The 13,579-nt window shown below is 69.2% G+C and carries 4 protein-coding genes; 1 reads left to right on the top strand and 3 read right to left on the bottom strand.

The features are described from left to right. The first annotated feature begins 329 nt into the window (after positions 1 to 329). Complete coding sequence (locus IE330_RS06660; RefSeq protein WP_190134911.1) at positions 330 to 2,507, top strand: glycosyltransferase; 2,178 nt, start codon at positions 330 to 332, stop codon at positions 2,505 to 2,507. A 139-nt stretch (positions 2,508 to 2,646) separates the two neighbouring features. On the opposite strand, the gene IE330_RS06655 is transcribed toward IE330_RS06660, so the two are convergent. The 3 genes from IE330_RS06655 to IE330_RS06645 form a co-directional block, all read right to left on the bottom strand. Further along, positions 2,647 to 2,907: a DUF7660 family protein gene (locus tag IE330_RS06655; protein WP_190134910.1), complete on the bottom strand. Its 261-nt coding sequence runs from the start codon at positions 2,905 to 2,907 to the stop codon at positions 2,647 to 2,649. After that, positions 2,904 to 9,746 (bottom strand): polymorphic toxin-type HINT domain-containing protein, encoded by a 6,843-nt coding sequence (locus IE330_RS06650; RefSeq protein WP_229925435.1) that lies wholly within the window; start codon positions 9,744 to 9,746, stop codon positions 2,904 to 2,906. The genes IE330_RS06655 and IE330_RS06650 overlap by 4 nt, the downstream gene beginning before the upstream one ends. Before the next feature lie 92 nt (positions 9,747 to 9,838). Beyond that, entirely contained in the window at positions 9,839 to 13,507 is a 3,669-nt protein-coding gene (locus tag IE330_RS06645) for a LamG-like jellyroll fold domain-containing protein (protein ID WP_229925434.1), read from the bottom strand. Positions 13,508 to 13,579: the final 72 nt, after the last annotated feature.

Here is a 13,579-nt window from a genome sequence, read left to right as displayed (position 1 = left end):
CGCCGGCGGCACCGTCCCCGCCCCGCCCCCACCCCCGCCGTACGCGCGCCCGCACCCGCCCCCACCGGCGCCCGCGCCCCGCGCTTGTCCTGTGCCGGGACAGGCCGCGACGGAGCACTCCCGCCCGCGATGTGCGAAATATCACTCAGCGCGGCAAATCCCCCGCTCCGCCCCCCTTTGTACCTCACATTGACTTTCACACACGCACTGTGAATTCATCACCCAGCCTTCACGAGATCACATCTCCTTCACGCACCCCTGCCCGCCCGCGGGCGTGCGTGCGCCCTCGCGCGTCCGCGGGCGGGCGGAGGCTGACCGGAGGACCCTGGGTGAAGATCGAGTTCCTGATCCACAACGCGTACGGCATCGGCGGCACCATCCGCTCCACCGCCAACCTCTCGGCTGCGCTCGCGGCCGCGCACCACGACGTGGAGGTCGTGAGCGTGCACCGGGTGGCCGAGAGCCCGGAGCTGCCGTTCGACCCGCGGGTCCGGCTGCGCTCCTTGATCGACATGCGCCCGGACAGCCCGTCGTACGAGGGTGAGCACGAGCTCAACAGCGGTCCGAACAGCATGTTCCCGGAGAAGGGCGTGGACTTCGGCCGGATGCGCTACACCAGGCTGCACGACCAGCGCCTGGCCGCGTACCTGGAGGGGACCGAGGCGGACGCGGTGATAGCGACCCGCCCCATCCTCAACGGCTACCTGGCGCGGTACGCGCGCACGAGGCGGGGCCGCCCGGCCTACCTCCGCATCGGCCAGGAGCACCTCTCCCTGGACGCGCACAGCGACCAGCTCCGCGGCGACCAGAACGCCGCGATAGCCGAGGGCCTGGACGCCTTCGTCACGGTCTCGGAGGCGGACGCCCAGCTCTACCGCGCGGCGCTCCCGACCGTACGGGCGAAGATCCTCTGCATACCGAACGGCGTCACGCCGCCCTCCGTCACCCCGTCCGCCCTCGACTCCCGCACCGTCGTCGCGGCGGGCCGCCTGGTGGCCGTGAAACGCTACGACCGCCTGATCAACGCCTTCGCGAAGGTCGCCGCCGAACACCCCGACTGGACGCTGCGCATCTACGGCCGCGGCCCCGACCAGGCCCGCCTGCGCGGCCTCGTCGACGAACTCGGCCTCTACAACCGGGTGTTCCTCATGGGCCCCGCCTCCCCCATCGAGACGGAGTGGGCGAAGGGGGCGATCGCGGCGGTCTCCTCCGACATGGAGTCGTTCGGCATGACGATCGTCGAGGCCATGCACTGCGGTGTCCCCGTGGTGGCGACGGACTGCCCGCACGGCCCGGCGGAGATCATCACGCACGGCGCGGACGGCCTCCTGGTCCCGCTGGCGGGTGGGGTGGACGCGTACGCGGACGCGCTGAAGTCCCTGATCAAGGACCAGGAGCTACGCGCGCGCATGGGTGTGGCGGCCCGCGCGAAGGCCGCGACGTACGCCCCGTCGGTGATCGCGCGCCGCTACGAGGACCTGATGGAATCCCTGCGGCCGGGTGTCACCTCCCCGCGCCGGAGCCTCACCACGCGCCTCCGCGCGGCCTTCGCGTCCCCGCGCGAGGCGGCCGCTCCGGCACCGGACCCCGCCGAGCAGGAGGCCGTCGTGCCCGCCGCTTCGGCCCGGATGACGCCCGACGGCAGCCTGGCGGTCGCCCCCGCCCCCGACACCCTGCCGGACGGCCCCCTCGACCTGGTCCTGCGCAAGCGCAAGGACCCGCAGCGCCGCGAGGTCCGCGTCCCGGTCGGGTCCCCGGTCGCCGCGGCGGGTCCGGTCGCCACGGTGCCCCGCGCCGCCCACGTCCTCGCCGAGGGCCGCTGGGACTGCTACGTGGCACCGCGCGAGGCCCCGGCGGACCGCCGGCGCCTGCGGGCCCGCCTGGTGGAGACGGCGGCCCTCCTGACGCTTCCGCCGGTCGTCACGGCCGAGGGCCTAAGCTCCTGGATCCCGTACACCACGGCCGACGGCTACCTGGCGGTCCGCACGTGGCTGCGCCCGGCCCACGCCGAGGTGAACCACGTCCTGGTCAGCGAGGAGGGCGCGACGGTGACGGCGAAGCTCCTGGGCGACGCCGAGCTCCGCAGGACGGGCGACGCCTCCCCGCCCCCCGGCGCGGAGCCCGACACGGTCACCCTCACCCCCCGCGCCGACCCGGCCGCCGAAGGCACCCCGGGCCCGCGGACCGCCGCCCTCACGGTGCCCGTACGCGCCCTGTCCCCGGCCCACTTCCAGTTCACGCTCCCCTACGCCGAGGCACAGGCGCACCACGGCACGGCCGACCACACGATCTGGGACCTCCACCTGCACACGGCCGGGCGGACCATCCCCATCGGCCGCATCACGGGCGACACGGTCGAACGCAAGAAGCCGAACCCCTACCCCGCGGTCGAACTCCCCCACCCCACCGACACCACCACCCGCCTCAGGCCCTACTACACGGCAACCAACGCCTTGGCCCTGAGCGCCCGCTCCATCGCCGCGAAGGCCGACGACCCCGGCGCCTGACAAGCGATCGCCAGGCAGCCAGCAGGCTTTGAAGCCCTGCCGAGCGTTCTCGGCAGGGCTTCAGGCTTTCCTCGAACGAGTGTCCTAGAGGCGCAGCTCCGACCCCCTCGGAGCACTCTGGTTTCACGCGCTCCGGGCGCTATTCGTAACTCACGGCTGCCCGAAAGATCGCCGCGACCATGGACCAACTCGGCGACTCGGGAACCGGCCCGCCCATGACGTTCTCGAAGAATCCATCCATCGCCTTGGCCCAGCGGGCAGATGCGTCGACGAAATCCGCAGTAGCGGGATTCTCCAACGGGACCTGCCCCTCACTGAGGGCCTTGGCCAGCTCTTGCAAGTACACCGCAAAGTCTTCCCGCGACTCAATCTCGTTCAGCCGAGCGTCAGGCCAGTTCACGGCGCCCACTCCACCGGGTCGTAATGATTGATCACAATCGACCTCCCCTCGTTCTTCGTTGTGAATTTCCATGCTTCACCTGCGGCTTCTTCAGGAGTTGCCATCCTGAACGGCATCGGGATTCCAGCTTTCTGGAAGGCGACCAACCGCCGGTTGTCAAGCGTGTAGAGATTCCCGTTCTTGTAGTGCAGCCGCATGGTGGGCAAAGTTTCGGGGTTCACGTATCCCGAACGCAGGCCGGCCGCAGTTTGCTCGATCGTCTCACCACTGCTGAACCGCGGACTAACCGTATCTTGCGAGAACCTAACCAGTTTCGGGTCGATCGTTCCTTTACAGTTGTGAACCAGAACAGGTGTGGCACCCGCCGCCACATAGTACGTATGCAGATCCGCAACCGTCAGGTTGTGGACGGCCGCCTGCTGCGTCCAGCGGGCGACCGCTGTGATCTGGACGTGCGTCCCTGCGCTGGTCCGCAGCCACTGGCCCGGACGCAGGTCCGTCGCGTCGAGCCACTTGCCCAACTCCGGGACCCAGAACGGATGGCCGTCGGTCGCCGTGACGGACGCCGTCTTCGCGCCCTTCTTGCCGTCCGTGTCGATCGTGACCTTGACCAGGTGCTTGGCACCCTTGCCCTTGATCTCCGCCGTGACGGTACGGACCTTCGTCCTGCCGGTCCGCGGGTCGGTGGCGAGGACCTTGTCACCTATGTCGACGTCCCTGATGGACTTGGTACTGCCGTCCGCCATCAGGACTCTGGTGCCTGGCGTGAAGCTGTTGCTGAGGCACTCCTTCGCGGCCGCGTCCTCCAGTTTGTCGGCCTTTTTGTCGAGGCTTCGCCACTTGCCGTAGCTGCTCTTCAATTTGCCGAGCAGGCCCCAGATCCGCTTGGCAAGGGCTACGCCCTTCTTCCAGTTCCACAAGTACTTCTTGGCCAACTGGCCGATCTTGGCCCCGATCGCACTCGCGACCACATTGAGGATGGTCGCCCCGCAGGAGCCGAGGCTTCCTGTCGTGAAGCAGTCCAGCGCGTCGGTGATGCCCAGCTCGTCCGAGACGATCTTGCCGAGTTCCTTGGCGGCCATGACCGCGCGACTCTGCTCGGCGTTGGCACGGGAGCGGACGACGACGGCTTTCCGCTGTGCCGGCGTCTTGTCGAGCATGTAGTACGTCCGGTACACCGGCGTGGGCTTGGACGCCCAGCCCCCGTTGTTCTTCTTCCAGCACTGGACGCCCATCAGCTTGCACTCGTCGGGCATCTCCCCCGTCGGGTCCGACATCGTCACCGGACTGTTGTTGGCGTACGCGTACCCGTTGATCTGCTGCGGATCCATGAAGTCGATCAGAGGGTCGGCCGAGATGAAGCGGCCGTTCTCCGGTTCGTACTCCCGGGCCCCGACGTGTGTCAGGCCGGTGGAGGCGTCGACCGGTTTGCCGAGGAAGCCCTTGTCGTCCACCCAGGGCTCACCCGCGCCCGAGCCGCGGGCGTTGCCGAACGGGTCCATGCGGCGCCTGGTGGTCTCGCCCGACTGCGCGTCCACCGCCGCGAGCGACGTCCCATGGTGGTCGCCCGCCAGGAACTGCACGCCCTTCGACGTGCGCATGGCCACCGTCTGACCGGCGAAACCGTAGTAGCGGGTCGCCTGCACCGCGCGCGTCTCGGTGTCGAGGGTGAGTTCCATACCGGGCAGGTACAGCGTCTGCTTGCCGGGCTCCTTGCGCAGCAGGCGGCCACCCGAGGCGTCGTACAGGAAGGACGTCGCCTCCGTGTCCGGCTTCTTCACCGTGGCCAGCTTGCCCTCGGCGTCCCAGGCCAGATCCTGCGTCGTGCCGTTCAGAACCCGCTGGCGGGTCTGGCCCGCCTTGTCGTAGGCGAAGGTGTCCTGCGACCTCACGGCGGGCCCGCCGGCGCCGGCGGGCGTGTCCGTCACCACCTTGGTGAGGGTGTGCGGACCGCCGTTGCCGTCCGCGTCCTTGCCGTACGTGTACGTCCGCGTCACGTCCGGCTTGCCGCCCACGCCGTGCAGGACCTGCTTGCTGCGGTTTCCCGACGCGTCGTAGTCGAAGTCCTGCCAGTAGGCTCCTGGACCGCCGAGTGTCGGAGCGCTCGCGTCGTTCGCACACGCCTTGTTCTGCTTACCGGTGCCCGCGGCGCCGTCGGCGGCGTTCGCTGTCGCCCAGGCCGACTTCAGCCGCCGCTGCCAGTCGTAGCGGAAGCACTGGACGTCGGACTGGCCCCCTGTCGGGGTGTCGGCGATGGAGGTGACGTTTCCGGCGGCGTCGTAGGTGTAGTCGGCGTCGTACGTCACGGCGTCGACGCCCGAGACGTCCACCCTGGAGTTCGTGAGCCGGTCGGTGCCGCGCTCGCGCTCGTAGGTGAGCCAGGTCTTCTTGCCGTCCGTACCGCCGATCGTGCCGAGTTGCAACTGCTGGAGCTGTGAGGTCGGGGCGTAGGACGCCTGCCCGACGTACGCCCCCTGTTGCCGGCCGTCGAGGTTGGACAGGAGCTGGACGGGACGCTGCAGGTCGTCGTAGGTGTAGGTGAGGGTCTCCGCGCCGAGGCCACCCGCCGCGGGCAGGGCCTGGGACTGAACCGTGCCGTCCGCGTTGTACTCGGTACTGAACTCGTAGGTGCCCTTGAGCTCCTCGGCCACGTCCCCGCCGAGCGCCACTTTGGTCAGCTCCGGCTGGTAGAACTCGTCGAGCTGGACGTTGAGCGTCGAGGCCTGCACCTTGCCGTTCTCGTACCGGTACGTGCCGTACGGCTGGCCCTTGGCGACGTGGTCGTAGGTCGTGGCCGTGAGCTGCGTACCCTTGTCCGGTTCGCCCTCCCACGTGGAGACCGGGCGCCCCAGCACGTCGTACTTCGTGGACGTCGTCCTGCCGCGCATGTCGGTCGACGAGACAAGGCGGTCCAGAGTGTCGTACGTGTACGTCGACCTGCCCGTGTCCGGGTCGACGGCCGTGGTCTTGCGGCCGCGCTGGTCGTAGTCGTACGACCACGTGTTGCCCGCGGAGTCCTCGACGGCCTTGAGCTGTCCTGTGGGCGTGTACCTGTACGACGTGCTCTCGTAGTCCGACGAGGTGCCGTTCGGCAGGGGCTTGTCCCCCTTGTACCGGCGGATCTCGGTCGGTCGGTCCCGACCGTCGGTGATCGTCGTGGTGGGTGCCGTACCCGCCGGGGGATCGACGTGGACGCGGTCACCGCCGTAGGTGTAGGTGGTGCGCCACTTCTCCTCGTCGGCCACCTGGAAGATCTCGGCCGTCTTACGGCCCGCGCCGTCGTACCGCGTGACGGTCTGGCCGTCCACTTCCCCGCCGGGCTTGAAGACGGCGTCGGTGGGCGCGCCCTTGGTGTAGTAGTCCGAGGCCGTCTCCACGACGTTCCCGAGGCCGTCGTAGTGCGTGTCGGCGATCACGCGACCGCCGTCCGGCCCCTCGGACTGCTGCTGGCGGGGCCGCAGCAGTCCGTCGTAGAGCGTGTACTCGACACCGTAGGAGTCGCGCCTTTCGCGCTTCTCCGTCTTGACAGCGGTGGGCGCGCTCTTCCGGACGAGGTAGCTGTACTTGATCGACGGGGGTTCGTTCTTCGACCGGTCGGCCAGCCAGACCTCGGTGACACGGCCGAGCGCGTCGTGCTCCATCTGGCTGCGCTTGCCGTTCATGTCCACCTGCGCGGACGGGCTGCCCCAGGAGCGGACGTACTCCGTGGAAACCTCCCAGCCCAGGGGGTTGGTCTCGGTCTGCTTGGTGGTCAGTCCGTCGGTCTCGGTGTAGGCGAACTTCGTCTCGGTGCCCTTGGCGTCCTTGACCTTCAGCGGCCGCCCGAAGGGGTCGAAGTCCGCCGGCGCGGACTCCGTCACCGTTTGGTAGGTGGCCTTCGTGCCATCGTGCTTCGACAGCCGCTGCACCTTGGTCACGTCACCCTTGACGGGCGCCTCACCCAGGGCCTTCCCGTCGTAGAACGTCAGGTCGTCCGAGATCACCTGAGTCTTGCGGTCCGGCTTCGTCTCACAGGTGACAGCGACCTTCTCGACGCGGGAGACGAGCTCGTAGATGTGCTTGGCCTTGCTGTCCGCGAATTCGGTGCGCGCACACTGGTTGTCGGAGCCGTCCCCGACCTCGCCGTAGTCGTCGGTCTCGACCGGGCGGCCCGTCGCGGAGTCGTAGCGGGTGGTGGCCGCCACCTCCCGCCACTTGCCGCCGTCCAGCGCCGTGTACGTCCTCGTGGTCTGCGGGCGCACGTAGTAGGCCTTGCGCGTGCCCCAGTTCATCGCCCGGGTCGCCGTGGCCCGGGACCAGGACGTGCTGACACTCTTCGACACGACCTTGTCGGCGGCGTAGCCGCCGTCATAGGTGATCGTCTCCACTTCCTGACCGGACAGCTCGTCGCTGTCGGCGTGCTTCTTGCCGGTCGAGTCCTCCACCTCGCCGCCGAGGCCGCGCAGGAAGACGTGTTCCGAGCGCAGGTCGGCCGCGCCCACCGTGCCGTCCGACTTGGTCACGCGGACGCGGCCGTAGCCGCGCCAGTCGCTGTGCGTGCGGTACTCGTCCTTGGTGATGCCGTCGGGTCTGGCCTTCTTCCAGCCCGCGTCGCCCAGGTAGTCGTAGTCGCTGACGCTGTTGGGCGCGTCACCGGTCACGTCGTCCTCGACCACGCGGTCGACCACGTACTTGTGGAACCAGTCGGTGATCGGGTCCTCGGCGCCCGGCGGGTTCCACTTCACGGGGTAGCAGGACTTCTTGGGCGAGTCCGCCGAGGGCAGGTCGCCCGCCTTGCATTCGGCGTCGCGGTAGAGGACGTCGAGTCGGCCGCCCGTGCCGTTGTCCACCCCGGCGAGGCGGAAGCGGTTCATCGCCTGGATGTGGTCGCCGGGTTTGTCCACCCGGTTGGGCAACTGCTGGCCGAGGAGCTCCACTGCGGGAGTGCTCGCCGTGCCGGAGCCCGCGTGACCCGTCTGCTTGATCGTGTTGAGCCAGAGCGACTTGGAGCTGTCGCCGTTGTCCGTGAAGACGTGGCCGAGCGACCAGGAGTCCACGTCCGCATAGCCGTCGCCGTAGCGGATCTGAGTCGTGATCTTGCCGAGCTTCTTGCGGGTCCAGAACGTGGGGCTGTTCTGCCCCTTGCACTTGGTGTCGGCCTTGCAGTTGAGGTCCCAGGGCACGTCGGGCCAGCGGCCCGCCGTCGCGTCCGTGAGATCTCCCGGCCGGCAGTCGGCCGCGGCGGCGAGGCAGCGTTCGTCGGTGTCGAACACCATGCGGGCGGCCGCCGGCGTGCTGTACGCCTTGCCGTCGCGCTGGCCGTAGTCGATCCGCTTGAGGTAGCCGCCGCGTGTGTACGGCTTGCCGTTCTCGCCGGTCTTCAGGCCCTGGGTGTAGTAGTTGGTCTCCTTGCCGTAGAAGTACGACATGGCGTTGTCGTGCGGGTCCACGACGTAGTCGAGGTTCCACCGCCAGGCCTGCTTGCAATGGGCGTCGGCGAACGTGGCGTCGTAGCAGGGCTCGCCGGAGTCGTCGCCGTACACCGGGACGGTCCAGGCGGAGCCGGTCTGCTCCTTCCCCGTGGTGTATCCCGGCAGGTTGTCGAGACCGAAGTAGTACTGGGTGCCGTCGGTCGTCGTGACCCGCCAGTGCTCACCGTTGTCGTCACCGTTACTGGCCCCGGTCAGCTTCTCGACCTTGCTGTTGTCGTCACCGCTGATCCGCCACTCACCCGTGTCGTCGTCCTTGACGAGCTCACCGGAACTGCCACCGGCGAGTTGGATGGTGGCGTTGTCGTAGGCCCAGCACTGGTCGCCGTTGGTCTTGGCGTGCCCGTCGTCGGCGCACGGCTTGTAGCGACGCTCGATGAATCCGGGTTCGTAGCCGAAGCCCTGCCCGATCCAGGAGCCCTGGTTGTTGGTGGCGGCCGTCTGGCCGTCCACGGACTGCGAGCTGTAGGCGAGGGAGACCGCCGGTACGAGGCCGCCGGGGGCGGGGGGCGTCCGCAACGGGTACGTCCAGTTGAACGCGCCGGAGGAGTTGGAGACGCTCCACTCGGCGGACGGTGCGAGCGGTGTGGCTCCGAAGCTGCCCTGGTCCCCGGAGGCGCCGGCGGTCGCGGCGAGCACCGTGGCAGGGCCCGGACGCCGGGCACCACGGGCCATCACCGGGACGTCGGCGCTCAGCGTGCCGGAGGTGGCGTCGTTCGTGGCGGGTAGTTCACGTTGCCGGGTACAGCCCTTCCTCTCCGGGGTGCTGAGGGCGCACTCCGGCATCTGTACGAGACGCAGGCGGGAGCCGTAGCCGGCGCCGTACGCGTCGGCGAACCCGGAGTAGTCGAGGGTGACGCGTGCGGTGGTGGCCCCGGCAGTGGTCCTGCCGGTGTCGGCGATCGTGAGCAGAACGCCGTCGACGCCCGCCGCTCCCGCCTGCTCCCGCCCGGCGAGACGGATCCGCACCGCCTCGGGCGGTGTCGCTCTCTGTTTCCTCGTCCACTTCTCCGCCGGGCCCACCTCGACCGGCAGGCCCGGTGCTTCCACGGGGTGCGTCGCCTTGGTGCCGAGGGACACGGTCGCCACGGCCGCCTTCGGCCAGGAGACGTCGGGAGCCTTCCTCACCCGCGCCTTTTCCGCCGGGTTGGTCCGGTGTCTGCCGGGCTGCAGGTCGGCTCCGGGCACGGGTGCACCGAGGTCCTGCTGGACGCCTGGTCGTGTACGCCCCTTGTCCTCGGCCGCGGCCTGCGGAACGTACTGCGGCAGGAGCCCCACGGCGAGCGACAGGCCCAGGGCGACCACGACCTGACGCCGCAGCCGTTGATGGGTGGACCAGGAGGGCAGGCGGAACCACTGGGACGTAGACACGTGTTGTCTCCGGGAGGGTTCGGAAGGGGCAGACGGAGAGGGAGGAGGAGTGCGGGCCAGCCGGTGCGGAGCCGCCCGCCCCCTCCCGGTGTCTAGGTCACGGTGCCGTCCAGGTTCACACCGGACTTCAGATGCGCCACGGTGGCCACGAGCGGCTCGTCGAGCGCACCGTCGAACACGCGCACCTCGTCCACCGCGCCGGAGAAGTACTGCGAGCCAGAGGTCAGGCCCGCGCGTCCCACTTGGAAGCCGGCCGTGGAGAAGTCCCAGTCGTTGGACCACCGGACGACCTGGCCCGTCCACTCACCGTTGACATAGAGCCGTACCTCCTCGAACAGCGCGTCGTAGGAGAGTGCGAGGTGATCACCTCTGCCCTCGCTGCTCGGCTGGACGTCACGCGCTTCCGCCTCCGTCACGGACGCGTCCGACGCGTCCTTCTCGGTCAGCCGGAGCTTCCAGTGCTTGCTGTCCTTGTCGAAGCGGACACCGGCCACCGATCCGTCCTTGCCGGGCAACGAGAAGACGGTCTGTGTGGCTGTCGCGTCGGGCGAGCTGAGCCTGGCCCGCGCGGTGATGGTGAAGCTGGCTTTGGATTTCAGCAGTCCCGCGGTTCGGCTCGCATAGCCGTCCTTGCCGTTGAGGGCGAGGTGTCCGTCACCCCACACGGGCGGCTCGGCCGGCTTGCAGTTCGGGTCGAGGACGTCACACGAGTCGTCCGCCTGATGGACAGCCGCCCCGCCGTGCGCCGTCAGGCCCTTGCCGCCGGACCGGTTCGGGAGCACGTCGCCGTCCGACTCGTCCATGTCCCAGTACGCTCGCTGCAAGGGCGGAATGCCGCCGAGGCTCTTCGTCTCGTCCGCGGCGAGCACCCGGTCGAAGACCTGGACGTCCGCGACGGTTCCCTTCAGGTTCGCGGTGTACCCGGCGGGCACCAGCGCGCGTCCGATCTGCAGCGATCCGGTGGCGTTCCAGGTCGTGGGACGCTCCTGGACATCACCCTTCACCAGCGTGCCGTTGACGTACATGCGCATCGTGCCGGCGCTTCCGGCCTTGGCCTCGTCCTTGTCGTAGACGCCGACGAGATGCGTCCACTCTCCGGGCACCGCCCGGGGACCCTGCACTTCCCAGGAGATGGTGGAGTCGATCTCGCTGTCAGGAGCCAGGAAGGACCAGCGCCGGGCCCCGGCGTCGTAGCCGAGCGAGAAACCCGACTGGGCCGAGCCGTCCTGGCTCACCACGGTCATCGATTTCTTCGGCAGCTCGGGCAACTGCACCCAGGCGGCCACCGAGAACGTCGCGTCGGTGTCGACGATGTGACGGCCGGCGTTCAGATACGCGCCGCTGCTGCCGTCCAGAGCCGCGGCGGTGCGCACGGAGCCGTGCGGGCCGTCCTCGCCGAACGTCACGCCCGGTCCTGCCGCCGCCGGCGGGGTACCGTCGTTGCCCACGGCCTGCCGGGATTCCACCGGGTCGGCCAGTGCCCAGGCGGCCTTGGGGGAGCGCCCCTTCGCGACCCGGAAACGGTAGGACTTGGTGATCTCCTTGCTGTTGCCGGCGCGGTCCTCGGCCTCGACATACAGCGTCATCGGGGCTTCCCGCCGCGGCATCCAGCGCACGGTGACCGGCCTGCCGGGTGCGCTCGGCGTGACCGTCCTCTCGGACTCGCCCGTGAACTGATACCGGTACTTGACGACGTCGGTGCCCTCCGAGTGCAGCTCGAAGGAGCCGTAGTCACCCACACCCGCGTGCCACTTGTCGTCATCCGGGTACGTCTCGGACTTCACCTCCGGCGCATCGGGCTTGGTGGAGTCGAGAATGAACTCGCACCGGGTACCCGATCCTTCGTGGCTCCACGGCCCCCAGGACTCCTCCGGGCCGTCGATGTCGTCGCCGCCGCGTACCCACCAGCCGATCACGGTGTTCTGGGGCAGCGTGAACGCACCCGTGCCGTCCCCGCGGATGTCCGTCCCCGCCTTGTAGGTGAACCTCTCGTAGCCGCTGTTACGACCTCGCTCGGTGTTCGACTGCTGGTAGCCGGTCGTGACGACGTACTTCTTCTCGTTCCCGTTCTTGTCCGTCCAGAAGATCTCGAACTGCGCCCTGATCTTCTCCGCGTTGCCCTTCACGTCGCCGTGGTCGGGGTCCCAGATGGTGGCGGACAGCGTGGGCGCCTTCTTGGTGTAGTGCTTGGTGGCCTCCCCGTAGGCGCACTTGCCTCCGGGGTCCATGTTCAGCTCGTCCATCCTCGGCTGATAGGGCGGCCGGTTGTACGTCACCTCCAGCGCGGCGTTGTTGCAGAAGCGCTTCCAGGCCGCGTACGAGTCCTCGTCCGCGGCCTGCAGGCCGAAGGTGGTGGTGTCCCAGCCGCTGGACGCCGCCTTCTGTACGGTGCCCTTCACGTTGAAGCGGACGTTCTGGTTGGTCGCCGTACAGGAGCCCGTCGCGTTGGTCGGTGACTCCGAGGTGATGTGGTCCTTGCTCGAAGGCCGGTTGGACCAGCTCGTGCGGGAGTTGATGGCACTGCCGCCGGAGCTGTTCACCCGGTGCAGTTGCACCGAGCGTGCCTCGCTGTTGTAGGTGTGCACCAGCGTGATGGCGAACTCGGCCTTGAGGATCTTCTTGCCCTCGAAGCTCCCGGTCGGGATCGCGTAGTACTGCCGCTGTACGTCGTCACTACCGGTGCAGCGCACGGAGAAGTTCGCCGGGCAGCGGCCGACGCCCTTGCCGGACTCGACTCCGTCGTCGGAGTTGGGGAACTTCCAGCCTTCCAGGCCGGGCTTGGCGGACGATACCCAGGTCCATGCCGTGCGGCTCTTCGTTCTCGCGACCGGGTCGATGACCACCGGGTAGCGGGTGTGCTCGCCGCGGAGCAGGCTCATGTCGGGCTTCAGGGTGATGGCCCCGCGCCGCAGCCCGAGCGAGACGTCGGCGACCCGGGCGCCGTCACCCGGCACGGCCTGCGGTGCCACCGCCGCGCGGTCCTGCTTCCGTGCCGCCCGACTGTCGCCGCTGGAGTCCCACATCACCGGTTGCGGGGCCTCGAAGACCGTGCCACCCGTGGCCGCGTCCTTCGCCACCAGCCCGCCCCCGGCCGCCTCGCTCACGGCGACCCCCCGGGCCTCGACGGGCAGCTCGATGTCGTCCAGCTTCGCGTTGGCCGCCGCTTCGGCGGACTTGACGACCAGCAGGTGCGCGAAGCCCTCGGGCTCCGCGCGCACGACCAGGTCGACATCCGGCAGGACCGATCGGTACGTGGCCGTGGCGCCCTGCACCTCGGGAGCGGGCAGCTTGTCCGGCCAGGACAGGGAGAGGGTCTTGCCGTCGCGGGCGAGCGTGGCGAACGGGCCGTCTCCACCGCCCGAGATGGTCACGGCGGTGGGAGTGGCCTTGGGAGCGAGAGTGCCGTTCGCCTGTTCGACCAGCGTCGTGTCGATCGCGGTCCAGGCGTCGCCCTTCCGCGTACGGACCGGCTGTGCGTACTCCTTGACCGTGAGGGTGCCGTCAGGGTTCGCGAACGTCTGACCGCGCTCTGTGCGCCTGCCAAGGACTTCGACACGTTTGCCGGTCTCTTCCGACGTCCGGAGCGCGATGTCGTCCGTGAGCGCTGTCCGCGGAGCCGATGCCGTCGCGGAGGCCGGGCGTTCCTGCGGCGTCGCGACCGCGGGAGACAGCCCGGTGACCACGACTGCCAGCGCGGACGTGAGGGTGCCGACCACCAGGGCCGCGCTTCTTCGCGCGCGCCGTACCGCTCTGCTCTTCACCGTTCCCCCTGAGTCGTAAGCCGAGCCCGAGCCGTGAACCAGGCCCCGGCGCGCACCGCGGGCACGCGTCGA

The sequence above is a fragment of the Streptomyces longispororuber genome, from assembly GCF_014656095.1.
GTDB classification, from domain to species: Bacteria; Actinomycetota; Actinomycetes; order Streptomycetales; family Streptomycetaceae; genus Streptomyces; species Streptomyces longispororuber.
Note: the sequence above shows the minus strand (reverse complement) of the source record. Positions and strands in the feature narration are given on the sequence as shown.